This window comes from Janthinobacterium sp. SUN033 (assembly GCF_030397595.1).
GTDB classification, from domain to species: domain Bacteria; phylum Pseudomonadota; class Gammaproteobacteria; order Burkholderiales; family Burkholderiaceae_D; genus Janthinobacterium; species Janthinobacterium kumbetense.
On the sequence record NZ_JAPQNV010000002.1, the window covers coordinates 58,874 to 83,209 of the forward strand.

A 24,336-nucleotide genomic window follows, 5' to 3' on the forward strand; every position below is an offset into this window, starting at 1 on the left:
CTTAGCGGTCAATACTGCCGAACACGATATCTTGCGTCCCGATGATGGTCACGGCGTCGGCAAGCATGTGCCCACGCGCCATCTCGTCGAGCGACTGCAAGTGGGCGTAGTCTGGCGCGCGCAGTTTCATGCGGTACGGCTTGTTGGCGCCGTCGGACACCAGGTACACGCCGAACTCGCCCTTCGGATGTTCCACGGCGCTGTAGGCCTCGCCTGGCGGCACGTGGAAACCTTCCGTGAACAGCTTGAAGTGGTGAATCAGCGATTCCATGTTGGTCTTCATGTCGACGCGGCCCGGAGGCGCCACCTTGCGGTTGCTGGTCATGACAGGACCTTCATTGTTGCGCAGCCACTCCACGCATTGCTTGATGATGCGGTTCGACTGGCGCAGCTCTTCCACGCGAACCAGGTAGCGGTCGTAGCAATCGCCGTTGGTGCCGATAGGAATGTCGAAATCCATCAAGTCGTACACTTCGTACGGCTGTTTCTTGCGCAAGTCCCACTGCACGCCCGAGCCGCGCAGCATGGCGCCCGTAAAGCCCATGGCCAGCGCATCTTCCGGCGAGACCACGCCGATGCCGACGGTACGCTGTTTCCAGATACGGTTGTCGGTCAGCAGGGTTTCGTACTCGTCCACGGAGTTCGGGAAACGGCGCGCGAAGTCTTCGATGAAGTCCAGCAGGGAGCCCTGGCGGTTTTCGTTCAGCTTGCCGATGGCCTTGGCGTTGCGGATGATCGACGCCTTGTGCTGCGGCATCGCATCCGGCAAGTCGCGGTACACGCCGCCCGGACGGTAGTAGGCCGCGTGCATGCGCGCGCCCGATACCGCCTCGTAGGCGTCGAACAAGTCTTCGCGGTCGCGGAAGCAATACAGGAACGGGCCCATGGCGCCGACGTCCAGCGCGTGGGTGCCGAGCCACATCAGGTGATTCAGGATACGCGTCATCTCGTCGAACATGACGCGGATGTATTGCGCGCGCAGCGGCACTTCCAGGCCCAGCATCTTTTCGATGGCCATCACGTACGCATGTTCATTGCACATCATCGACACATAGTCGAGACGGTCCATGTACGGCACGGATTGCAGGTAGGTCTTCTGTTCGGCCAGCTTTTCGGTGGCGCGGTGCAGCAGGCCGATATGCGGGTCGGCGCGCTGGATGACTTCGCCATCCATCTCCAGCACCAGGCGCAGCACACCGTGCGCGGCCGGATGCTGCGGCCCAAAGTTCAGGGTGTAGTTCTTAATCTCAGCCATTATTTCATCCCGTAATGTTCTTCGCGGATCACGCGCGGCACGTTTTCCCGCGGCTCGATCGTCACGGGCTGGTAAATCACGCGCTTTTGTTCCGGATCGTAGCGCATCTCGACATAGCCGGAGACGGGGAAATCCTTGCGGAACGGATGGCCGATGAAACCGTAGTCGGTCAGCAGGCGGCGCAAGTCGTTGTGGCCTTCGAAGAGGATGCCCAGCAGGTCGAATGCTTCGCGCTCGTACCAGTTGACGGCACGCCAGATGCCGACCACGGAGGGCAGCAGCGGCATGTCGTCGTCCGGCGCGAACACGCGCACGCGCACGCGCCAGTTGTGCTTGACCGACAGCAAGTGCGAAACGGCCGCGAAACGCAGGCCATCCCAGCTACCGTCGCCATAGGTCGAGTAGTCGACGCCGCACAGGTCGAGCAATTGCTCGAAATGCAGGGCCGGATCGTCGCGCAGGGTCAGCATCACGGCCAGGTAGTCCTCGGCCTTGACGACCAGGGTGACTTCCCCCAGCGCAACCGTCGTGCTAACGCGATCGCCCAGGGCAGTGCCGAGGGCGTTTTGCAATACTTCTAAATGTGTTGTCATAATCTGAAGCGGCCCCGTTAGCGTGCGATCGTGCTGGTACGCTTGATCTTGTTCTGCAACTGCATGATGCCGTACAGCAAGGCTTCAGCGGTCGGAGGACAGCCAGGCACATACACGTCGACGGGCACGATGCGGTCGCAACCGCGCACCACGGAATAGGAGTAATGGTAGTACCCGCCGCCATTGGCGCAGGAACCCATCGAGATGACCCAGCGTGGCTCTGCCATCTGGTCGTAGACCTTGCGCAGGGCCGGCGCCATCTTGTTGCACAGGGTGCCGGCAACGATCATGACGTCGGACTGACGCGGCGACGGACGAAACACGACGCCGAAACGGTCCATATCGTAGCGGGCTGCGCCCACATGCATCATTTCGACCGCACAGCAGGCCAGACCGAACGTCATCGGGAACATAGACCCGGTGCGCGCCCAGTTGATCAGCTTGTCGGCCGAGGTGGTGATGAAACCTTCGCTTAATACGCCTTCAATAGCCATGGCTTATTCCCAGTCAAGGGCACCTTTCTTCCAAATGTACCAAAATCCGACCACGAATTCAGCGATGAACACCATCATCGTGACGAAACCGGCCCAGCCCAGGTCGCGCATTGCAACGCCCCATGGGAAAAAGAATGCCGTTTCCAGATCGAACAAAATAAACAGGATTGCGACCAGATAGTAGCGCACATCAAATTTCATGCGCGCGTCTTCGAATGCTTCAAAGCCACATTCGTACGGGGAGAGTTTTGCTGCGTCAGGCTTGTTAGGGCCTAACAGGCGCCCCAGGAGCTGGGGAGCGATACCGACACCAAGGCCGATAATAATGAACAGCAGGACGGGGAAGTAATTTTCGAGGTTCACGATTGATGAGCTTATATTGAACGATCGGTTAAATGAGGACGCTGCGATCATTTGCAGCGTATCTAACGCACGACCCCAATCAAAGCTAAGACCAGGATCGAACGACACATCCTCGTAAAAAAAGCCAGCAACTTTGTACGAGCCATGGCTCGTGCGCCGTTGCTGGCTTCTGATTTCTGGTGCCGACGACGAGACTCGAACTCGTACAGCTTTCGCCACTACCCCCTCAAGATAGCGTGTCTACCAATTTCACCACGTCGGCGGTAAGGCCCGTATTCTACTCTGCTTTGCCGCTAAAGTTAATGCACAAATGCATCAAAACACAGATAAAAACGATAAATTTTTACATCTTCCAGCGCGCCACGATTTTTTCCTGCCGCACTGCTAAAACATTGAGCAATAATCTGCCCGTAATGAGAATTACTCTCGATGAGGTATCGAGCGGATACAGAATTACTTCGGAATCGCGCCGGCCGGGGTGCTGGCAACCGGAGCCGCCGCTGCCGGAGCGCTGGCAGCCGGAGCTGCTGCTGGCACCGTCGTCGGGATCGCGCCCGCGCCGGTGACTGGCACTGGCTTGACGACTTTATCCATCACGCCGCCGCCGACCGTGGTGGCGCGCTGATTCGCCATCAGCGACAGGGCCAGGGTGGCGCCGAAGAAGATCGCGGCGGCAACGCCCGTCGATTTCGACATGAAGTTCGACGAACCCGTCGCACCGAACAGGCTGCCCGAGGCGCCCGAACCGAAGGCGGCGCCCATGTCGGCGCCCTTACCGTGCTGCAACAACACCAGCGCGATAATCGACAAAGCCGAAATAACCTGTACTACCACTACCAGATTGAACATCATGTTCATTGCAATTCCATTCTTAGTTTAAAGTAATTCAATCAGCGGCGTGAATAATCGCCAGGAAATCCGCCGCCTTCAATGCTGCTCCACCGATCAGACCGCCATCGATATCCGGCATCGCCATCAATTCTTTCGCGTTCTCCGGCTTCATGCTGCCGCCGTACAGGATTTGCACGCCGGCGGCCGCTACCGCATTCTTTGCCACCAGCTGGGCGCGCAATACCTGATGCACGTCCTGCGCCATTTGCGGCGTGGCGGTCTTGCCCGTGCCGATGGCCCAGACTGGCTCGTAGGCCAGCACCAGTTTCGCCACGTCGTCGGCGGAAATCGCCGCCAGCACGGCGCCCAGTTGCTGCGCCACCACGGCATTGGTCTGGCCCGCTTCGCGCTGCGCCAGGGTTTCGCCGATGCAGACGATAGGCGTGATGCCCGCCGCCAGCGCCGCAACCGTCTTGGCCGCCACCTGCGCATCGCTCTCGCCATGGTAGGCGCGGCGCTCGGAATGCCCGATCACCACATAGCCGCAGCCGAAATCCTGCAGCATGGCGGTCGAGATTTCTCCCGTGTAGGCGCCGCTGGCGTGCGCGGACACATCCTGCGCACCCCAGCCCAGAGCCGTGCCTGCCAATTGCGCCTGACACTGCGCCAGATACGGCGCAGGCACACAGACGGCGCTGGCGGCGCCAGAGGCAGCCAGGCCAGCAACTATTTCAGACAATAACACCGCGTTCGAGGTGCGACTGCCGTTCATTTTCCAATTTCCGACGACGAGTTTGCGACGCATAGTAGCCTAAATTCTAATAACCCGTCATTCTAACTCCGGCACCGATGCCGGTCAAACAGGCAGTGCCCCGTTTCAGGCAACTTGCAACATGATCTTGCCCACGTGCGTGCTCGCCTCCATCAAGGCATGCGCCTCGTTGGCTTTTTCCAACGGGAAAGTTTGATAGATCACGGGCTTGATCTTGCCCGCTTCGATCAGCGGCCAGACGGTCGCGCGCAAATGGCTGGCGATGGCCGCCTTGAAGGCGACGGAACGGGGGCGCAGGGTGGAACCCGTCACCGTCAGGCGGCGGCGCAGCAAGCTACCCAGGTCCAGTTCCGCCTTGGTGCCGCCCTGCACGGCGATCAGGCCGATGCGGCCATCGTCGGCCAGGCAATCGATTTCGCGCGGCAGGTAGTCGCCGCCCACCATGTCGAGGATGACGTCGACGCCTTTGCCACCGGTCAATTCCTTGACGACAGCAACGAAGTCTTCCGTGCGGTAGTTGATGCCCCGTTCGGCGCCCAGCGCCTCGCAGGCGCGCGCCTTCTCGTCGCTGCCCGCCGTGGCGAACACGCGATGCCCCAGGGCGGCCGCCAACTGGATGGCCGTCACGCCAATGCCGGACGTGCCGCCCTGCACCAGTAACGTTTCGCCGTCAAGCAGCGCGCAGCGGTCGAAGACATTGCTCCAGACGGTAAAGAAGTTTTCCGGCAGGGACGCGCCTTCCAGCGCCGTCAAGCCTTGCGGCAAGGGCAGGCACTGGCCGCTTGGGGCGGCGCAGTATTCGGCATAGCCGCCGCCCTGCACCAGCGCGCAGACCAGGTCGCCCTTCCTGAACGCGGTATTGGCAAAGTCGCCATCGACGACTTCGCCCGCCACTTCCAGGCCCGGCAAGTCGGACGCGCCGGCGGGCGGCGCATATTTGCCCAGGCGCTGCAGCACGTCGGGACGGTTGATGCCGGCTGCGTGCACCTTGATCAGCAGTTCGCCCGCCTTATATTGCGGCATGGGACGTTCCGCGATCTGCAAAACGTCGGCGGGACCTGGCTGGCTGATGGCAACTGCACGCATGGCGGGACTCTCTCAAGGGAAAACGGCGATTGTACGCCAAGCCGCCCTCCCCTGCAGACCACCGCCCCGTCTTAACCGGCGCCCGTTTTCGACTGGCGCGGCAAGGGCGTGCCCGGCTTCCATTTCGCCGACAGGGCTTGCCCCTCTTCGACTTGCTCATGCGTCATCTTGCGCACCACGGCGGCGCGCTGGTCGGCCGCATTCGCGTTGCCATTCGCGGCCGCCAGATTCCACAACATGTAGGCGATGACGTTGTCCTGCTGCACGCCGCCCATGTGGTAGCGGTACATCAGGCCCAGCACCTGCTGCGCCTCGGCATGGTTCTGCTCGGCCGCCTTGCGGAACCAGCCCACGGCTTGCTTATGATCCTGCAGCACGGCGTTGCCCGTGTAATACATGGCACCCACCACATACTGGGCGTCGGCCTTGCCCTGCTCGGCCGCCTTGCGGTGCCAGAACATGGCTTGCTTGTAATCCTGCGGCAAGCCCCGCCCCATGTAATACATCAAGCCCAGCAAATGCTGGGCATCGGCGCTGCCGGTCTTGGCAAGGGGCAATATTTCCTTGTAGGCCAAGGCGTAATTCTTGTTGTTGTAGGCACTGGCGCCTTCGGCGAAGCCAGCCCGCGCGGGTAGCTGTATCGTCAACAGCATGAGTAATGTAATGATCAGTTTTTTCATCGGAATGGGATGTGGTCTGACTACTTATTCTTGTCCTGCCAATACGGCCTGCGGCAGGATGCTTTTACTTCCAGCTAACTTTGCCCAGGCCCTCGACGCTGACATCGCGGTTGACCGGCTTGCCGTACACCACCACCGAACCGAGCCCGCTCAAGTTCAGCTTGGCATTCGTATGGGCATTCACCGTGGCGTTGCCGAGGCCGCTCAATTCCAGGTTCACGGCATCCGCTTCGAATTGCTGCGCATTCAGGCTGCCCAGACCGCCCAGGCTGGCTTTCAAGAGTCGTCCGCGTCCGCCCAGCACGACCGAGCCCGCACCCTGCAAGTCCAGCTCGGCCCGCTCATTGTTACCGATCCATATCTGCATGCTGCCCACGCCGCCCAGGCTGGCATTGAGCTTGCGGTAGTCGCCCACCAGCTTGATGCTGCCCGCCCCTTCCAGCGACAGGGTCAGTTCCTCGCCCTTGAAACCCGTGATGTCCGTGCTGCCGAAGCCTTCCGAGCTCAGCTCGCGCAAATTCGGCAGGACCAGGTCGGCGCGGATCGATGAAGGGCCGATCTTGAAGCCGCGCACTTCCGTTTCGATGTGCAGGGTATCGCCGCTTTGCGCCGTGCTGACGTCGGCGATGTAGCGCTTGTCGGCCGTGATGCTCAGCGAAGGCACGTTGCCCTGGCGAATGCGCACTTCCATCACGCCATCGAGCTTGACGCGCACCACGCGGGCGTCGATGTTGCGCATTTCCAGCAAGCGGGTCTCGGCGGCCGCGCCGCGCACCAGGCCCAGAGTCGCCAGGAACAGCAGCGCCAATTGCAGTGTCTTTTTCATGTAGTGCATCCTCGGTATCTTGTTTTTATGTGTCGCGGCGCCCTCGTGGGACTCGCGCGCATCGCCGCTGGCTGCCACTGTAGCAGCAGCAAAAATTGCTGACAATCAATTATGCAAAACGGGCTTTTTCCAAGGCGGTCAGGCGCTTGGCCTTGACCACCACCACTTGCATGGCCGCCTTGTTCGCTGGCGCGGCCAGGGTGGCCGTGGAACTGGCCACTTGCAGGGCCGGGGCGGCCGGGGCGATGGCGTAGCAGCTGGCGCCGAGCAGGATGGCGGCGACAACGGCGATGACTTCCATGTTTTTAGCGACGTTCATTTGAATCTCCTCGGGTATCTGGCAGTGGGCTTGCGGTATGGTGTCACTATAGCCATACCGCCCCCGACAGACACGCCGATTGCGACGAACTGCATTTTTGGCAGGCTGACCTGACAAAAACGCGGATGAACGTGCCAAATAAACGTCGCGACTGCTAAGCGCTTAAAACTCTTCCCACTCGTCGGCGCCGGACTTGGCCGCCTTGACGGGCCTGGCCGGCGACAGCGCGCGGGCTGGCGCGCGCGGCGCAGGAGCGGCCGGCTTCGCCTTGAGGCGCGTCACGGGCGCAGGTGACGCGACTGGGCCCGCATCACCGAGGCGGAACATGCCGACGGCTTGCGCCAGGTCCACGGCCTGCTCCTGCAGGCTTTCCGCGGCAGCGGCGGCTTGCTCGACGAGGGCCGCGTTTTGCTGCGTCATGGTATCCATGTGCGTGACGGCCGTATTGATCTCGCCGATGCCGGCGCTCTGTTCGCGGCTGGCCACCGTGATCTCGCTCATGATGGTCGTCAATTGCTGCACCGACGCCACCACCTGGTCCATGGTCTGGCCCGCCTCATCGACGAGGCGGCCGCCCGCATCCACCTTCGCCACCGAGTCGCCGATCAATTCCTTGATTTCCTTCGCCGCGCTGGCGGAGCGTTGCGCCAGGTTGCGCACTTCGGAGGCCACCACGGCAAAGCCCCTGCCCTGCTCGCCCGCGCGCGCCGCCTCGACGGCCGCGTTCAAGGCCAGGATATTCGTCTGGAAGGCGATGCCGTCGATCACGCCGATGATGTCGACGATCTTGCGCGAGCTTTCCTGGATGCCAGCCATGGTGCCCACCACCTGCTGCACCACGCGGCCGCCCTTGGCCGCCACTTCCGAGGCGGACACGGCCAGCTCATTGGCCGCATGCGCGTTTTCCGCATTCTGCTTGACGGTCGAGGTCAGCTCATCCATCGAACTGGCGGTCTCTTCCAGCGCGCCCGCCTGTGCTTCCGTGCGCGACGACAGGTCGGCGTTGCCGGCGGCAATGTCGGCCGATTCGCTGCGCACCAGGGTGCTGATGCTGCGGATCTGCACCAGCACGGTGGCGATCTTTTCCACGAACAAATTGAAGGCCTTGGCGATCTGCGCCAGCTCGTCCGTGCCGTCCGCGTCGAGGCGGCTGGTCAGGTCGCCGTCGCCCGTGGCGATCGCTTCCATCGCGTCGCGCACCAGGCCCAGGCGGCGCAAGGCGCGCGCCACCAGCACGCTCAAGACCGTGGCGGCCAGGGCCAGCACCAGCAAGGCCGTCAGGGCCGAGGCGCGCAGCATGGAGCTCAGGGCTTGCGTCGCTTCTGCACGGTCGAGCACGGTCGCCAGCAGCCAGTCGCTGCCCGGCACCTTACTCACATGCAAAATGCCATTGCGTTCGCCCAGGCGGATGGCGGCGCCGTCGCCGCTCTTTTCGATATCGGCCAGCGCCTGCGCACTGAGGCCCGGGTCCAGCTCGGCCAGCGGCTTCAGGGTCAGCTTGCCGTCCGGGTGGGCGATGATCTTGCCGCCGCCATCGACGAGGAAGGCATAGCTGGACGCCGTCGGCTTGATCGAGGCGACGTTTTGCACCACCGCATCCATCATCACGTCGGCCGCCATCACGCCCGTCACGCTGCCCTTGCCGCCCAGCGGCTCGGCAAACGTCACCACCAGCTTGCCCGTGCTGGCGCCGATGTAGGGCGCCGTGATGATGGGGCCGCCCACTTCGGACGCCAGCTTGTACCAGGGCCGCGCCGTGGGATCGTAGTCGGCGGCGCGCTTGCGCTCTTGCGAAAAGACGGCGTGCTTGTCGGCAAAGCCGATATACGCCATGTCGAAGGTGCCGGCCTGCTCGGCCGCCTTCAGGGCCGGCAGCGGATCGGCCGCCGTGGCGCCCTGCTTGAGCGAGCCCACGACGGCTTGCTTGGAACGCAGCCATTCGGCGATGGCCGCGGCATGGCTGTGCGACAACTGCAGCATCTGCGTGTCGAGCGCGGCCAGGGTGCTGGAGCGGGTAGTGAAAAAGTTGGCGATGGCGACGGCCAGCATGGCCAGCACGACGATGGAAACGGCGATGGCGATCAGCCGCGCCTTAAGGGAGGACAACATGGTGCATCCAATAAAAAAGAGAAAATCGGGAGGGATGCGCCATGGTCAGGGAATAAGATTTTGTCGTCAAGCAATACTGACAGTCAATTACCCATAAACAACAATTGATACCATATATTAATCAGATCTCGCCGCGCAGCTTGCGCAGGGCCGGCGATTCGCCGCCCGTCGCCTCGATGCGGAAACGGGCGAATGCCTGCTCCAGCTCGGGGTAACGGCGCAAGCCGCCTTCCGTGAAATAACGCCCGCCGGGGATGTCGCCCCACGGCAGGGGCGTCGTCAAGGCGCCGCTGCCCGCCAGGGCCAGCAGCGGCTCCAGCGCGCTGCGCAGGTCGGCCACTTCCCCATCGGCGGGCGCCAGGCGCGCCAGCAACTGTTCCAGTTCGGCGGCATGGGCTTGCAGGCGCGGTTGATCCATCATTTCTCCTCAATTCTTGATCGTGCCGATCAGCACGGGGGCCGACCACAGGCTGCGGTTGGGCAGCAGATACTGCTGCGCCCCGCCACGGCGCCGCACCAGCCCGCCCAGCTCTTCCGTCGGCGCCACCTGGCTGACGAACACGCTGACGGTACCCTTGGGCATGACCTGATACACATCATACAGCGGCGCCTCGCTCTTCAAGGGCAAGCCGAAACAGTCGGCCAGGCTGGCGCACTGGCCCGAAGCCAGCTGCAATTGCGCGCTGGTGGTGAAATACGGCGAGTACGGCGACACATTCTGGCCATGCGGCACGATCTTCACCAGCGCGGCCGACATGGCTTGTACATCGGGCAAGGTGCTGCCGGACGCGAGCTGCTCGACCGCGCGCGCGTAAATCGTCTCGGCCGGGGCGGCAGGATCGGCGGCGCGCAGTTCGCGCAGGAATTGCTGGCCCGGCGCGCTGTCCAGGTAGGGATCGATGGCTTCGCGCTGCAAGCCCGCCGTCCTGAAGGTGCTGAGGTCATTGATTTCGCGCGCATGCACGGCGCGCAAGGCGTCGAGATCTTGCGCCGGCATGGCCGCGGACGCGGCGGCGATAGGGATGGGCAACGGCACCGGCGTCGGTGCGCTGTCCAGCTGCGCCCGGACACCGGGCGCGAAGGCAAGCAGAAAGGCGGCGGCCAGCCCGCAGTATGTGCGCATGCTGCATCTCCTTGGAAGACTCGTTCAGGGGAAGATCCCATGCCGAATCTACAGAGAGCAGCGGCGGCCGATACGCGCTGGATCAAGGCCGGTGCAGACAGGCGGGCAACGCGGCACACGCCTTCGATACAGCGCAAACGCGGCGCATAAAAAAACCGCCAGGGCTTGCGCGCCGGCGGTTTTTGAGCATGCGGCCGAAGCCGCACTCAGGCGAACCTGAAGGACATTAAGCGGCTGGCGCTTCGTTGCCTTCGGCAGCTTTCATCGACAGTTTCAGGCGGCCGCGGTCATCCGTTTCCAGCACTTTGACGCGCACCAGCTGGCCTTCTTTCAGGTAATCGGCCACGGCGTTGACGCGCTCGTTGGCGATCTGCGAGATGTGCAGCAAGCCGTCCTTGCCTGGCATGACTTGCACGATGGCGCCGAAGTCCAGCAGTTTCAGCACGGTGCCTTCGTAGGTCTTGCCCACTTCGACGGAAGCGGTCAGTTCCTCGATGCGACGCTTGGCTTCCTGGCCGGCAGCGGCGTCGACGGAAGCGATGGTGACCACGCCTTCGTCGCTGATGTCGATCTGGGTGCCCGTCTCTTCGGTCAGCGCGCGAATCACGGCGCCGCCCTTGCCGATCACGTCACGGATTTTTTCCGGGTTGATCTTGATGGTGATCAGACGCGGTGCGAAATCGGACAGTTCGGTTTTGACGTGCGGCATGGCTTTTTGCATTTCGCCCAGGATGTGCTCGCGGCCTTCCTTGGCTTGCGCCAGTGCCACTTGCATGATTTCCTTGGTGATGCCCATGATCTTGATGTCCATCTGCAGCGCCGTGATACCGTTGCGGGTACCGGCTACCTTGAAGTCCATGTCGCCCAGGTGATCTTCGTCGCCCAGGATGTCGGACAGCACGGCAAACTTGCCGCCTTCCTTGATCAGGCCCATGGCGATACCGGCCACGTGTTCTTTCATCGGCACGCCGGCGTCCATCAGTGCCAGGCAGCCGCCGCACACGGAAGCCATCGACGAGGAACCGTTCGATTCCGTAATTTCCGATACCAGGCGCACCGAGTAGCTGAACTCTTCAGCGGCTGGCAGGGCGGCGATCAGCGCGCGCTTGGCCAGGCGGCCGTGGCCGATTTCGCGGCGTTTTGGCGTACCGACACGGCCCGTTTCGCCGGTGGCGAACGGAGGCATGTTGTAATGCAGCATGAACGAATCCGTGAACTCGCCCATCAGTGCATCGATCTTCTGGCTGTCGCGGGCGGTGCCCAGGGTAGCGACGACCAGCGCTTGCGTTTCGCCGCGCGTGAACAGGGCCGAACCGTGGGTGCGTGGCAGCACGCTGGTGCGGATCGAGATCGGACGCACGGTGCGCGTGTCGCGGCCGTCGATGCGTGGCTCGCCGTCCAGGATTTGCGTACGCACGATTTTCGCTTCGATGTCGAACAGGATGTTGTTGACTTCGGCGCTGTCGATAGCCGCGCCGCCGGCGGCAGCCGCTTCGGCCGACAGGTCGGCGATCACTTCCGACGTCGCTGCTTTCAGCTTGGCCGTACGCTCTTGCTTGTCCTTGGTTTGATACGCGTCATTGATCTTGGCGTTGGCGAAATGCGCGACGCGGGCGATCAATGCTTCGTTTTTCGGCGCAGGCGCCCATTCCACTTCCGGCTTGCCGCCGTCACGCACCAGGTCGTGAATCGCGTCGATGACGACTTTCATCTGGTCGTGGCCGAAGACCACGGCGCCCAGCATGATTTCTTCGGACAGCTGTTTCGCTTCCGATTCGACCATCAGCACGGCCGTTTCGGTACCGGCGACAACCAGGTCCATTTCCGACGTTTTCAGTTGCTGGACGGTCGGGTTCAGGATGTACTGGCCATTGGCGTAACCGACGCGCGCGGCGCCGATAGGACCGTTGAAAGGCACGCCCGATACGCACAGGGCAGCCGAGGCGCCGATCATGGCGGCGATGTCCGGATCGATTTCAGGGTTGACCGACAGCACGTGAATGATGACTTGCACTTCATTCAGGTAGCCTTCCGGGAACAGCGGACGGATAGGACGGTCGATCAAACGGGATGTCAGTGTTTCTTTTTCGGAAGGACGGCCTTCGCGCTTGAAAAAACCGCCCGGAATTTTACCGGCAGCATAGGTTTTTTCAACATAATCAACCGTCAAAGGGAAGAAATCCTGGCCTGGCTTGGCATCTTTGCGTGCCACCACCGTTGCCAGAACGACGGTATCTTCGATCGACACCAGCACTGCGCCGGATGCCTGACGTGCGATTTCGCCGGTTTCCAGGGTCACTTGGTGTTGACCGTACTGGAAGGTTTTCGTAACTTTGTTAAACATGGGGTATCCCTTTTCTAATTGCCGACAGATTTTCAGGGGCTGTCGTTCACCTCACCACAGGCGGCGTAAAAATGCTGCTTTTACTTGTTGCCACCTTTGCTACTTTACTTTTAAAACATGATATCGGTAGAGAATACTGTACTTCTCGACATAAATCCGGAATTCAAATGACAAAATGCCCGCGTCAGCGAACTGGCGCAGGCATTTCTGTATAAACCTTGTACGGCAAAAATTACTTGCGCAGACCAAGTTTAGCGATCAGGTCGCGATAACGGGTAGCGTCTTTAGCCTTCAGGTAGGACAACAGGCTCTTACGACGGTTGACCATCATGATCAGGCCGCGGCGGGAGTGGTGATCTTTCGAGTGGGCTTTGAAGTGGCCGTTCAGTTCGTTGATGCGAGCTGTCAGCAGTGCAACTTGCACTTCAGGGGAGCCGGTGTCGTTTTGACCACGTGCGTTGTCCGCGATGATAGCGGCTTTGTTGATGTTTTCTACTGTCATGATAAACCTTTCACATGCGGTGCACAGAGTCTGAACCCTATCCACCGTGAACTACGATTATTAAAATACTGGCCTATGCTGCCAACCAGACGCGCAAGTATATCGGAAAAATGCCCGCCTGTATCCTGCCGTGCGCGCTTTTCTCGGTGCATGATAGGGTTTTCCTGCATTTCAGGAGGTGAAACATGAAAAATCTGCTCAAATTAGCAACACCCATGCTGTTTGCCGTCCTGGCCGGCTGCGCCAGCTGGAACGTCCCGCCGCCGCAGCCGGGCGAGCCGCGCGCCGCCGTGGAAGCGCGCCTGGGCCGGCCAAGCAACATCTACCAGCTGCCCACGGGCGCGGAACTGGAATACGCGACGGGCCCCTACGGCCAGTACACGTACATGGCCCGCTTCGGCCCCGACGACAAGCTCATTTCCTACGAGCAAGTGCTCGATACGCCGGGCTTTGCCCGCATCAAGGTGGGCGTATCGACCCAGCAAGACGTGCTGCACACCCTGGGCCGCCCGACGGAAAAATCCTACCTGCCGCTGCCCAAGCTCTACGTCTGGTCCTACCGCTACAAGGAATCGGGCGTGTGGGATTCCATGATGCACGTGCACTTCGACCACGACGGCATCGTGCGCATGATGATGAACGGCCCCGATCCGGCCAAGGAGGAGCGGCGGTTTTTCTGGTGATTCATTACCTGTGCAACAACGCCTGATAAAACCGTAGCGAGCGGAAGAGAGAGGTGGCTAAGAAGCGCAACCGTACTCTGGTACGGTGAGCATCAAATTCTGGGGTCAGACCCGGCGGGTCTGACCCCGACTTACGGCTGCGGGTCGATACGCTCATCCTTGGCATGCAGTTTATTCAGCGCCGACAGATACGCCTTGGCCGACGCGACGATGATGTCCGGATCGGCGCCCACGCCGTTGACGATGCGCCCGTCGCGCGACAATCGCATGGTGACTTCGCCCTGCGACTGCGTGCCCGTGCTGATGGCATTGACGGAGAACAAGACCAGCTCCGCGCCGCTGGCGGCCGCGCTTTCGATGGCGTTGACGGTGGCGTCGACGGGGCCGTCGCCCCGCCCTTCGCAGCTCAGCTGCTTGCCGCCGACGAGGAATTCCACGCGCGCATGCGGCACGGCCCCCGTCGTCGACTGCTGCGTCAGTGAAATGAAACGGTAGTGCTCACTTTCCTGCGCCTGCTGTTCCTCGCTGACGAGGGCCATGATGTCTTCGTCGAAAATCTCGGATTTCCGGTCCGCCAACTCCTTGAAGCGGATGAAGGCGGCATTGATGTCCGCTTCCGATTCCAGCGCGATGCCCAGCTCATGCAGCCGCTGCTTGAAGGCGTTGCGGCCCGACAGTTTTCCCAGCACGATCTTGTTGGCCGTCCAGCCCACGTCTTCGGCGCGCATGATTTCATACGTCTCGCGCGCCTTCAAAATGCCGTCCTGGTGGATGCCGGACGCGTGCGCAAAGGCGTTCGCGCCGACGACGGCCTTGTTCGGCTGCACGGCAAAGCCCGTGATTTGCGACACCATCTTGGATGCCGCCACGATTTGCGTCGTGTCGATACCCACCGTCAAGTTGTAATAGGCGGCGCGCGTGCGCAGCGCCATCACCACTTCTTCCAGCGCCGTGTTGCCGGCCCGCTCGCCCAGGCCATTGATCGTGCATTCGATTTGCCGCGCGCCGCCGATCATGACGCCGGCCAGGGAATTGGCCACAGCCAGGCCCAGGTCGTTATGACAATGGACAGACCAGATGGCTTTATCTGAGTTCGGGATGCGTTCGCGCAAGCGTTTGATAGTGGCGCCGAAGATTTCAGGCACGGCGTAGCCCACCGTATCGGGGAAATTGATGGTGGTGGCGCCCTCGGCGATCACAGCCTCCAGCACGCGGCACAGGAAATCCTCGTCGGAGCGGCTGCCGTCTTCGGGGCTGAATTCGATGTCGTCCGTGAACTGGCGCGCGTAGCGCACGGCGTTTTGCGCTTGCGTAAGCACTTGCTCTGGCGTCATGCGCAGCTTCATCTGCATGTGCAGGGGCGACGTGGCAATGAAAGTGTGGATGCGCTTGCGCTCGGCAGGCGCCAGCGCTTCGGCGGCGCGGGCGATGTCGCGGTCGTTGGCGCGCGACAGCGAGCAGATGGTCGATTCGCGCACGGCGCCGGCTATCGCCCGTATCGACTCGAAGTCGCCTTGCGAGGCGGCGGCGAAGCCCGCTTCGATCACGTCGACCTTCAGGCGCTCGAGCTGCTTGGCGATGCGCAGCTTTTCCTCGCGCGTCATGGAGGCGCCCGGCGATTGCTCGCCGTCGCGCAAGGTGGTGTCAAAAATGATGAGTCGGTTGCTGGTGCTCATGGCTGCTCCTGGCTGGCTGAAGACTGGCGACGCTACCGACTCAGCGCATCAATGCTCGGGGTCGGTCTGGATAATGCTGACGGGCTTGCCCTTCGCCATGCGCCAGAAGAACACGGCGTAGCCGGACAGGCCATAGGCGACGAAAATCGGGAACAGCACTTTCGGCGGGTCGATGGAGATGAGCGCAAAGAACAATGCCAGCAGGAATACCACGATGAACGGCACGGACTTGCGGAAATTCACATCCTTGAAGCTGTAGAACGGCACGTTGGTGACCATGGTCAGGCCGGAAAACAGGGCGATCGCCCACGACACCCAGGCCAGCTGGTTGCCGGCAAATTCCAGGTCGTTCATCAACAGGATGAAGCCGGCCACCATGGCGGCCGCCGCCGGGCTGGGCAAGCCCTGGAAGAAGCGCTTGTCGACCACGGCGATATTCGTGTTGAAACGGGCCAGGCGCAAGGCCGCGCCGGCGCAATACACGAAGGCGGCCAGCCAGCCCAGCTTGCCCATGCCGCGCAGCGACCATTCGTAGATCACCAGCGCCGGGGCGGCGCCGAACGACACCATGTCGGACAGGCTGTCGTACTGGGCGCCGAATTCGCTCTGCGTATTCGTCAGGCGCGCGATGCGGCCGTCGAGGCCGTCGAGGATCATGGCGATGAAGATGGCCCAGGCCGCGTGTTCGAATTTCTGGTTCATGGCCATGACGATGGCGTAGAAACCGCAAAACAGGGCTGCCGTCGTGAAGGCGTTCGGCAACAGATAGATGCCGCGGCGGCGCAAGGTTTTCTTGCCAGTGCCATCGGTCACCGGCTGGCGCACGAATTTGCTGAAGCGGGACGCTTTGGATGCTGCGGGAGTGCCGTTCTTGCCTCTACGACGGGGGAAGTTTGCCATGTTGTTCCATATCTTGTGTACTGCGGGGGAATCGGTGCCAGATGGCGGGCGCATGACTGTCTCGCCATGCACCCGCCGATATTGCCATTATAGAGGAGCTACCGCCAAAGAAAAGCGTGGCGGCGTCAAGCTGACAATATTGATCCCGAAGCTAGCCTTATTTGAACTTGACCTTCGCCACCAGGCCCATGTTGAGGGTCGTTTCGCCTGGCTCGAAGCTCGGTTCGGCCACCTGGTTGCCGCCATAGCCCATGGCGTCGGCACTCATGTTGCGCGCGCCGGCCACGCTGACGCGCTGCGCGTAATTGCCCGAGCCTTCGAAATCGATGGTGTCGATCACGGCGTCATTGACGTTGCGGCCCATGGCGCCGGCGATGGCGACCACGCGTTCGTTCAGGTTCCTGTAGGCGGCGACGATGCGCTGGTCGTCGAGCTTGCGGATGGTGGCGGGCGCCAGGCCGAAGTTCAGGCGGTTCAGGGTCAGCACGCCTTGCGCTGCGGAAACGGTTTTCGGCAAGGCGGCCAGGTTGGTCGTCGTGACCTGCAGGTATTGGCCCACTCTCCAGCCCGTCGGCACGCGCGGCTTGGCGGCGACGCCCGGCGGCAGCGGCGCCGTTTCCGGGTACACGGCATACGTGTAGTAGCCCTGGGTCTTCAGCACGGCTTGCGGATCGGCTTTCTTGACGATGGCGGCGCCCTGGTTCATCTTCTGGTTCACGCGCGAGGCGGCGGCGGCCTTGTCCTTGTCCTGCTCTTCGATGGCCAGGGTGACGGTCACCTGGTCGTTCGCATGCACGACTTCGCCGTTGGCGGGCACCACCACGAGGGTGCCGGAGGTGGGCAGGCTTTGCGCTTGGGCGGACAGGGCAACGGTAGCGGCGGCGGTAACGACAGCGGCGGCCAGCATGGTTTTCATGACGGTCATGGTGTTCTCCTGAAAAATAATGGGGCAAAAACGACCATGGGGCCAACAGCCCCATGATTTTTAAAACAGTCTAACGCGGAATTGTTTCCACGCTAATGCACTTACTTGAACTTGACCTTGCCGACGACACGCATGTCGAGCGTCGTTTCGCCCGGCTCGAAGCTCGGTTCGGCGACGGTGCTGTCTTCGGCCATCTTGGCGCTGCGCATCATCATCGGCGCGGCGGCAGCACGGTTTTCGGTGACATAGTTGCCCGAACCTTCGAAGTCCACCGTATCGAGCACGGCGTCGGCAACGTTGCGGCCCATGGCCTTGGCGATGGCGGCCACGCGCTCGTTCAGGTTTTTATACGTGGCGGCGATGCGCTGGTCGTCCAGCAGGCGGATGGTTTCCGGCTTCAGGCCGAAATTCAAGCCATTCAGGGTCAGCACGCCTTGCGCCGCCGACACGGTTTTTGGCAGGGTTGCCAGATTGGCCGTCGTCACTTCCAGGTACTGGCCCACGCGCCAGGCCGTCGGCAAACGTGGCTTGGCCACGGCGCCGGCTGGCAATGGGCGCTCTTCCGGATACACGGGATAGGTGTAATAGCCATACGATTTCAGCGCGGCAGAAGGATCGGCCTGCTTGACGATGGCGATACCCTTGTTCATCTTCTGGTTGACTCGCGACGCGGCGGCTGCCTTGTCCTTGTCCTGTTCTTCGACGGCCAGGGTAGCGACCACCTGGTCATTGACATGCTTGACTTCGCCAAACGCGGGTACGACCACCAGGGTGCCGTTGGTCGGCAGGGATTGGGCTTGTGCGCTCAAGGCAACGGTGGCTGCGGCGGCAACAAGGACGGATTTCATCACGGTCATGGGGTACTCCTAGGTAGTTAATATGGCTGACAGCCCGCGAAAGGGGTGGCTGTTGCCACCTCTTTCGCTTGAGAAACTTGTCAAACTGTGTAGATTCTAACGCCTCATTCATTCCTGTGGCGCAAATTAACAAATCGTCACAAAATGTGCTTGCCAGTCACATCTGCTCACATTTCAATACACCGTCATTCAAAATAACAATGTTATTAGTGGCCCGCCACCGGGCCGCCGCTGCGCCGGCCCGGCTTGAAACTGTAACGCCGCGCGCGCCAGGCGATGGTCAAGGCCACCAGCAGCAAGGCCAGCATGGCCCACGGGAACGAGGCCGCGCCATAGCCGTCCAGCAGCACGCCGCCCGCCAGGCCGCCGCCCGCGATGGCCACGTTCCAGATGGTCGCCACCATCGCCTGCGCCACATCCATGCCGTCGCCGGCCGCGTCCGCTGACGCCGTCTGCAGCAAGGTGCCGGCGCCGCCAAAGGTGACGCCCCAGATGGCCATGCTGACATAGATCACGGCCGGCGAGTCCATCGCCAGGCCCAGCGCCACCACCACGCAGGCCAACGCGGCGAGGCAACCCAGCACGAGCGGGCGCAGCCAGCGGTCGATCAGCTGGCTGACCAGCCAGATGCCGGCCAGCGAGCCTACGCCATACACGAGCAGCACCAGGTCGATGCGGGGACGCAAGCCGGACGGCGCCAGGAACGGCGCGATATAGGTATACAGAATGTTATGCGCCAGCATCCAGGCGACGATCACCGCCAGGATCGGCCGCACGCCCGGCGTCATGAACACCTGGCGGATCGACAGGCGTTCGCCATTCCTTTGCCCCGGATAATCGGGCACGGCCACCAGTATCCAGGCGACCAGCACCACGGCCAGGCCGGACATGATGCCGAAGATGCTGCGCCAGCCCAGCACGCCGCCCATCAGGGTGCCCAGCGGCACGCCCAGCGACAGGGCCAGCGGCGTGCCGATCATGGCGATGGCCATCGCCCTGCCCTGCTGTTCCACGCTGACCATGCGGCGCGCATAGCCGGCCATCAAGCCCCAGGCCAGCCCGGCCGCCATGCCGGCCAGGAAGCGCGAGGCCAGCGCCACCATGTAATTGGGCGCCAGCGCCGTCATGGTATTGAAGACTAGGAAGCCGCCGACGGCCAGCAGCAGCACCTTGCGGCGGCGCCAGCCGCTGGTCATGGCGGTCAGGGGGATGGCGGTCAGGATGGAGCCGATCGCAAACACCGTGACGAGCTGGCCCGTCATGACTTCGGAAATGCCGAGGCCCTGCGAAATCTGCGGCAACAGGCCGGCGGGCAAGGTTTCGGCCAGGATGGCGATAAAGCTGGTCATCGCCAGCGCCAGCAAGGCGGCCAGCGGAAAGCGTCGGGAAATGGCAGTGCCGGCAGTGCCTGAAACAGGCACGGCGGCGGTCATACGGTCAGTCATGTGGGTACCTCGGGTTGCGCAGGCAGCGCTTCAACGAGCCTGGCGTGCTATCAAATAGCGGTAATGCGCGTTGCGGTCGGCAGATACCGAAACAGATGCAGCGATATGAAACTGCAAAGGAAGGGCGGAATTGTAGCGCAAACGCCGCGACGGCGTGCGCAGGGAAATAGCCGTGTTCAGGCAGCCATGCTCAGGCTGGCGTCATGCAGGCATCATTGGCCGCCGTGCGTGGCGAAAACCAGGCATTCGATTTCGGACTGTACAGGAAGGCGCAGATGACGGCGAACATGAGCGCGCCAGGCAGGACGTTCATCTTGACCGGCAAGGTCGCCAGGCAGAGCGCAATGTCGATCACGCCCCACACCAGATACACCGTGCGCGCGCCACGCAGCCGTTGCAGCATGGCCAGCGCCGCCACCAGGGTGATGCCCTGGCTGAAGAGCAAAATCGCGTATTGCACTTCGGCGGGAATCGCGCCGTCCCCCATTGCGGCCAGCATGGCGGGGTCGTGGCGGCCGAGGAAAGCCGACACCAGTGCAAACAGCGAGCCGATGACCAGAAACCAGCAGCTGACGGCAACCGCGACGGGGCGCTTGACCACATGAAGATTCCCGACAAAAACTTTAGAAAAAACAAGCATGAGGCTGACGGTATTGTTGAATGGGCCTGATTGTAACGGATGTTGCCTGCCAGGCGCCGGCGCACATAAAAAAGCCGGCTTGCGCCGGCTTTTTTATGGTGAATCAGCAAAAAATGCTTAGTTTTTCGACTGGTCGACCATCTTGTTTTTCGCGATCCAAGGCATCATGGCGCGCAGTTTCGCGCCCACTTCTTCGATCTGGTGCTCGGACGTCAAACGACGGCGCGAGATCAGGGTCGGTGCGCCTGCCTTGTTTTCCAGGATGAAGCTCTTCGCGTATTCGCCCGTTTGAATGTCTTTCAGGCATTGACGCATCGCATCCTTGGTGGCCGACGTCACGACTTTAGGACCGGTCACGTATTCGCCGTATTCGGCGTTGTTCGAGATCGAATAGTTCATGTTGGCGATGCCGCCTTCATAGATCAGGTCGACGATCAGCTTCAGTTCGTGCAAGCACTCGAAATACGCCATTTCAGGCGCGTAACCGGCTTCCGTCAGGGTTTCGAAGCCGGCCTTGATCAGTTCCACGGCGCCGCCGCACAGCACGGCTTGCTCACCGAACAGATCCGTTTCGGTTTCTTCACGGAAGTTCGTTTCGATGATGCCGGCACGGCCGCCGCCGTTGGCCGACGCGTACGACAAGGCGATATCGCGGGCGATGCCCGATTTATCCTGGTACACGGCGATCAGGTGGGGCACGCCGCCGCCCTGGGTGTAGGTGGCGCGCACGGTGTGGCCCGGCGCTTTCGGCGCGACCATGATCACGTCCAGGTCGGCGCGTGGCACGACTTGGCCGTAATGCACGTTGAAGCCATGGGCGAAGGCCAGCACGGCGCCTTGCTTGGCGAACGGGGCGATGTTTTCGTTGTAGACCTGGGCGATGTTTTCATCTGGCAGCAAGATCATGATGACGTCGGCCGCTTTCACGGCGTCGTTGACTTCCGCCACTTTCAAGCCGGCTTGCTCGACCTTGGTCCACGACGCGCCGCCCTTGCGCAGGCCGACGGTGACGTTGACGCCCGAATCGTTCAGGTTTTGTGCGTGTGCATGGCCTTGCGAACCGTAGCCGATGATGGCAACGTTTTTGCCTTTGATCAAGGAGAGGTCAGCGTCTTTGTCGTAAAAAACTTTCATGGTATTTCCTATAATTTGATGATGCGTTGTTGTTTTAAATGCGGCGCCAGGGCCGCGTAGAGCTGCTTGTATTTTTATACTTTGAGGATGCGTTCGCCGCGGCCGATGCCGGAACCACCCGTGCGGACGGTTTCCAGGATGGCGGCGCGGTCGATCGAATCGATGAACGCGTCGAGCTTGACCTTGTTGCCGGTCAATTCGATCGTGTACGTCTTTTCGGTGACATCGATGATGCGGCCACGGAAGATATCGGCGGTGCGCTTCATTTCCTCGCGCTCCTTGCCCACGGCACGAACCTTGATCAGCATCAACTCGCGTTCGATATGCTGGCCTTCGGTCAGGTCCACCACCTTCACCACTTCGATGAGGCGGTTCAAGTGCTTGGTGATCTGCTCGATGATGTCGTCCGAGCCGCTGGTGACGATGGTCATGCGCGACAGGGTCGAGTCTTCCGTCGGCGCCACGGTCAACGTTTCGATGTTGTAACCGCGTGCCGAGAACAGGCCCACCACGCGCGACAGGGCGCCCGCTTCGTTTTCCAGCAAGACAGAAATAATATGGCGCATGATTAGAGGTCCTCCGAGCCGAGCATCATTTCGGACAGGCCTTTGCCGGCTTTCACCATGGGCCACACGTTTTCGGACTGGTCGGTAATGAAGTTCATGAATACCAGCCTGTCTTTCATGCCAAACGCCTCTTTCAGGGCGCCATCGACGTCGCCCGGTTTTTCAATTTTCATGCCCACGTGACCATACGCTTCGGCCAGCTTCTCGAAGTCGGGCAGCGAATCCATGTACGACTCGGAATAGCGCGAACCGTAATCGATTTCCTGCCACTGGCGCACCATGCCGAGGAAACGGTTGTTGAGCATGATGATCTTCGGCGTCAAGTGATACTGCTTGCACGTTGCCAATTCCTGGATGCACATCTGGATCGAACCTTCGCCCGTGATGCAGGCAACGGTGGCGTCCGGGTTGGCCATCTGCACGCCCATGGCGTACGGCAAGCCGACACCCATGGTGCCCAGGCCGCCGGAATTGATCCAGCGGCGCGGCTTGTCGAAACCATAGTATTGCGCAGCCCACATCTGGTGCTGGCCCACGTCGGACGTGATGAAGGCGTCGCCCTTGGTGATCTGGAACACCTTTTCCACCACCGATTGCGGCTTGATGACGAGGTCCGAGGTCGGGTATTTCAGGCATTCGCGGCCGCGCCATTCGGCGATCTGCTTCCACCAGTTGCTCAAGGCATTGACGTTCGGCTTGGCTTCGGCCGCGTCGAGCTGCGCGAGGAACTCGATCAGCACGTCCTTGACGTTACCGACGATGGGAATATCGACCTTGACGCGCTTGGAAATCGACGAGGGATCGATGTCCACGTGGATGATCTTGCGCGGATGCGAGGCGAAATGTTTCGGGTTGCCGATCACGCGGTCGTCGAAACGGGCGCCGATGGCGATCAGGACGTCGCAATTCTGCATCGCCATGTTCGCTTCGTAGGTGCCGTGCATGCCGGGCATGCCGACATACTGCTCGCTCGAGGCGCGGTAGCCGCCCAGGCCCATCAAGGTGTTGGTGCAAGGGAAACCCAGGCGGTCGACCAGCTTGTTCAGCTCGGCCGAGGCATTCGCCAGGATCACGCCGCCGCCCGTGTAGATCATCGGGCGTTCGGCTTGCAGCAACAGCTGCACGGCCTTGCGGATCTGGCCCGAGTGGCCCTTGTCGACGGGACGGTAGGAACGCATCTCGACTTCCTTCGGATAGTCGAAATGGCATTTGTGCATGCTGATATCCTTGGGGATATCGACCAGCACGGGTCCCGGACGGCCGGTACGGGCGATGAAGAAGGCTTTCTTGATCGTCGCTGCCAGGTCCTTGACGTCCTTGACGAGGAAGTTGTGCTTGACGACGGGGCGCGTGATGCCGACCGTGTCGCATTCCTGGAACGCATCCTGCCCGATGGCGTGGCTCGGCACCTGGCCGGAGATCACCACCATGGGAATCGAGTCCATGTACGCGGTGGACAAGCCCGTGACGGCATTCGTGACGCCAGGACCGGACGTGACGATGGCGACACCGACCTTGTTCGAGCTGCGCGAATAGGCATCGGCGGCGTGGATCGCGGCCTGCTCGTGGCGTACCAGGATATGCTGGAATTTGTTTTGCTGGAAGATGGCGTCGTAGATGTAGAGTACGGCTCCGCCCGGGTATCCAAAGACGTGCTCGACGCCCTCTTCAGCCAGACAGCGCACGACAATTTCTGCGCCCGTAATTGGTCCTGCTGCTGCTTCGGTATTCATGAAACATTCCTTTCAAGGTCCATTGGAGATTGATCGGATGTTCTTTCCTGACGAAGTTCGCTGTGCGCGACAGTGCTCCTGCTTCCCTTTTCATGCGGTCACGCAATTTCTTTGGGCACCCATAGATACCTTACAAAACAACGCTTAACGCAACTCGTTTGGCCGGAGTTTCTGTGGCGCCTGTACGAACCGCTCGCGCTTGTGGCGCGGGTTAGAACAAACTGCCTACAAATGAAAGCGCGTCTTGCCGCGGATGGCCTTGTGTGCCGGTCGCGACCTGACCATAGGGCTTTGGGGTGTTCAAAGCGTCCTATACGGTATCGCGTCGCACCATTATGGTCAAGGAAAATGTCAGCCGAAAGGCCATTTTGCGCGCACGGAGTGCAAAAACTCTGCGGAAACGCACATTTTTTGCTAGCATGCACGGGGTTGCAAAAAGCATACCCGCCCCCATTTCGCCCACCGCACCCGCAGCCGCTA

General features: G+C 61.4%; 25 protein-coding genes and 1 tRNA gene. 1 reads left to right on the plus strand and 25 read right to left on the minus strand.

The window, feature by feature from the left end; all coding sequences use genetic code 11:
• Position 1: 1 nt before the first annotated feature.
• The 16 genes from OX460_RS08825 to rpsO all read right to left on the minus strand — a co-directional run bounded on the left by OX460_RS08825 (position 2) and on the right by rpsO (position 13,297).
• Positions 2-1,255 carry an NADH-quinone oxidoreductase subunit D gene (locus tag OX460_RS08825; protein ID WP_034749992.1) on the minus strand — a complete coding sequence of 418 codons (1,254 nt, stop codon included), beginning with the start codon at positions 1,253-1,255 and terminating at the stop codon, positions 2-4.
• Positions 1,255-1,848 (minus strand): NADH-quinone oxidoreductase subunit C, encoded by a 594-nt coding sequence (locus tag OX460_RS08830; RefSeq protein ID WP_289898458.1) that lies wholly within the window; start codon positions 1,846-1,848, stop codon positions 1,255-1,257. Before OX460_RS08830 ends, OX460_RS08825 begins: the two co-directional genes overlap by 1 nt.
• A 17-nt stretch (positions 1,849-1,865) precedes the next feature.
• Positions 1,866-2,342: an NADH-quinone oxidoreductase subunit B gene (locus OX460_RS08835; protein WP_010399733.1), complete on the minus strand. Its 477-nt coding sequence runs from the start codon at positions 2,340-2,342 to the stop codon at positions 1,866-1,868.
• A 3-nt stretch (positions 2,343-2,345) separates the two neighbouring features.
• The gene (locus OX460_RS08840) at positions 2,346-2,705 is read right to left on the minus strand and encodes an NADH-quinone oxidoreductase subunit A (RefSeq protein ID WP_010399734.1); all 360 of its coding nucleotides are present in this window, start codon (positions 2,703-2,705) and stop codon (positions 2,346-2,348) included.
• Between the two features lie 177 nt (positions 2,706-2,882).
• Positions 2,883-2,967, minus strand: a tRNA-Leu gene (locus tag OX460_RS08845).
• Between the two features lie 191 nt (positions 2,968-3,158).
• On the minus strand, positions 3,159-3,563 hold the full coding sequence (secG, locus tag OX460_RS08850; protein WP_034749996.1) for a preprotein translocase subunit SecG: 405 nt from the start codon (positions 3,561-3,563) through the stop codon (positions 3,159-3,161).
• 28 nt (positions 3,564-3,591) lie between these two features.
• Positions 3,592-4,341, minus strand: a complete 750-nt coding sequence (tpiA, locus tag OX460_RS08855) for a triose-phosphate isomerase (RefSeq protein WP_230520958.1) — start codon at positions 4,339-4,341, stop codon at positions 3,592-3,594.
• Between the two features lie 72 nt (positions 4,342-4,413).
• Complete coding sequence (locus OX460_RS08860) at positions 4,414-5,394, minus strand: NAD(P)H-quinone oxidoreductase (RefSeq protein WP_289898459.1); 981 nt, start codon at positions 5,392-5,394, stop codon at positions 4,414-4,416.
• A 71-nt stretch (positions 5,395-5,465) separates the two neighbouring features.
• Positions 5,466-6,074, minus strand: a complete 609-nt coding sequence (locus OX460_RS08865; protein WP_289898460.1) for a tetratricopeptide repeat protein — start codon at positions 6,072-6,074, stop codon at positions 5,466-5,468.
• A 64-nt stretch (positions 6,075-6,138) separates the two neighbouring features.
• Complete coding sequence (locus OX460_RS08870; RefSeq protein WP_099388387.1) at positions 6,139-6,900, minus strand: DUF2807 domain-containing protein; 762 nt, start codon at positions 6,898-6,900, stop codon at positions 6,139-6,141.
• A 109-nt stretch (positions 6,901-7,009) separates the two neighbouring features.
• Positions 7,010-7,219, minus strand: a complete 210-nt coding sequence (locus tag OX460_RS08875) for a hypothetical protein (RefSeq protein WP_289898461.1) — start codon at positions 7,217-7,219, stop codon at positions 7,010-7,012.
• A 162-nt stretch (positions 7,220-7,381) separates the two neighbouring features.
• On the minus strand, positions 7,382-9,328 hold the full coding sequence (locus tag OX460_RS08880) for a methyl-accepting chemotaxis protein (protein ID WP_289898462.1): 1,947 nt from the start codon (positions 9,326-9,328) through the stop codon (positions 7,382-7,384).
• Positions 9,329-9,449: 121 nt separating this feature from the next.
• Positions 9,450-9,746 (minus strand): hypothetical protein, encoded by a 297-nt coding sequence (locus OX460_RS08885; RefSeq protein ID WP_289898463.1) that lies wholly within the window; start codon positions 9,744-9,746, stop codon positions 9,450-9,452.
• Between the two features lie 9 nt (positions 9,747-9,755).
• The gene (locus tag OX460_RS08890; protein ID WP_251351420.1) at positions 9,756-10,451 is read right to left on the minus strand and encodes a hypothetical protein; all 696 of its coding nucleotides are present in this window, start codon (positions 10,449-10,451) and stop codon (positions 9,756-9,758) included.
• 226 nt (positions 10,452-10,677) lie between these two features.
• Positions 10,678-12,795, minus strand: coding sequence for a polyribonucleotide nucleotidyltransferase (pnp, locus tag OX460_RS08895; RefSeq protein ID WP_166447941.1), 2,118 nt, complete (start codon positions 12,793-12,795; stop codon positions 10,678-10,680).
• Positions 12,796-13,027: 232 nt separating this feature from the next.
• Positions 13,028-13,297 carry a 30S ribosomal protein S15 gene (gene rpsO / locus OX460_RS08900; protein WP_010399743.1) on the minus strand — a complete coding sequence of 90 codons (270 nt, stop codon included), beginning with the start codon at positions 13,295-13,297 and terminating at the stop codon, positions 13,028-13,030.
• Positions 13,298-13,482: 185 nt separating this feature from the next.
• Between rpsO and bamE the strand changes: the two genes are divergently transcribed.
• The gene (gene bamE / locus OX460_RS08905) at positions 13,483-13,980 is read left to right on the plus strand and encodes an outer membrane protein assembly factor BamE (RefSeq protein ID WP_289898464.1); all 498 of its coding nucleotides are present in this window, start codon (positions 13,483-13,485) and stop codon (positions 13,978-13,980) included.
• 131 nt (positions 13,981-14,111) lie between these two features.
• On the opposite strand, the gene OX460_RS08910 is transcribed toward bamE, so the two are convergent.
• From OX460_RS08910 to OX460_RS08950, 9 genes are all read right to left on the minus strand, one after another.
• The gene (locus OX460_RS08910; protein ID WP_289898465.1) at positions 14,112-15,656 is read right to left on the minus strand and encodes a 2-isopropylmalate synthase; all 1,545 of its coding nucleotides are present in this window, start codon (positions 15,654-15,656) and stop codon (positions 14,112-14,114) included.
• A gap of 48 nt (positions 15,657-15,704) precedes the next feature.
• On the minus strand, positions 15,705-16,556 hold the full coding sequence (gene pssA / locus OX460_RS08915) for a CDP-diacylglycerol--serine O-phosphatidyltransferase (protein ID WP_077407095.1): 852 nt from the start codon (positions 16,554-16,556) through the stop codon (positions 15,705-15,707).
• Positions 16,557-16,713: 157 nt separating this feature from the next.
• Positions 16,714-17,481, minus strand: coding sequence for an SIMPL domain-containing protein (locus OX460_RS08920; protein ID WP_289898466.1), 768 nt, complete (start codon positions 17,479-17,481; stop codon positions 16,714-16,716).
• A 101-nt stretch (positions 17,482-17,582) separates the two neighbouring features.
• Positions 17,583-18,338, minus strand: coding sequence for an SIMPL domain-containing protein (locus tag OX460_RS08925; RefSeq protein WP_251351414.1), 756 nt, complete (start codon positions 18,336-18,338; stop codon positions 17,583-17,585).
• Between the two features lie 206 nt (positions 18,339-18,544).
• Positions 18,545-19,783 (minus strand): MFS transporter, encoded by a 1,239-nt coding sequence (locus tag OX460_RS08930; RefSeq protein ID WP_289898467.1) that lies wholly within the window; start codon positions 19,781-19,783, stop codon positions 18,545-18,547.
• Positions 19,784-19,973: 190 nt separating this feature from the next.
• A complete protein-coding gene (locus OX460_RS08935; RefSeq protein WP_289898468.1) occupies positions 19,974-20,384 on the minus strand; it encodes a hypothetical protein in 411 nt (136 codons plus the stop codon).
• A 156-nt stretch (positions 20,385-20,540) separates the two neighbouring features.
• Complete coding sequence (gene ilvC, locus OX460_RS08940; RefSeq protein WP_034750044.1) at positions 20,541-21,557, minus strand: ketol-acid reductoisomerase; 1,017 nt, start codon at positions 21,555-21,557, stop codon at positions 20,541-20,543.
• A gap of 74 nt (positions 21,558-21,631) precedes the next feature.
• Complete coding sequence (gene ilvN / locus OX460_RS08945) at positions 21,632-22,123, minus strand: acetolactate synthase small subunit (RefSeq protein WP_010399754.1); 492 nt, start codon at positions 22,121-22,123, stop codon at positions 21,632-21,634.
• Between the two features lie 2 nt (positions 22,124-22,125).
• Positions 22,126-23,856 (minus strand): acetolactate synthase 3 catalytic subunit, encoded by a 1,731-nt coding sequence (locus OX460_RS08950; RefSeq protein WP_099667148.1) that lies wholly within the window; start codon positions 23,854-23,856, stop codon positions 22,126-22,128.
• Between the last annotated feature and the right edge of the window lie 480 nt (positions 23,857-24,336).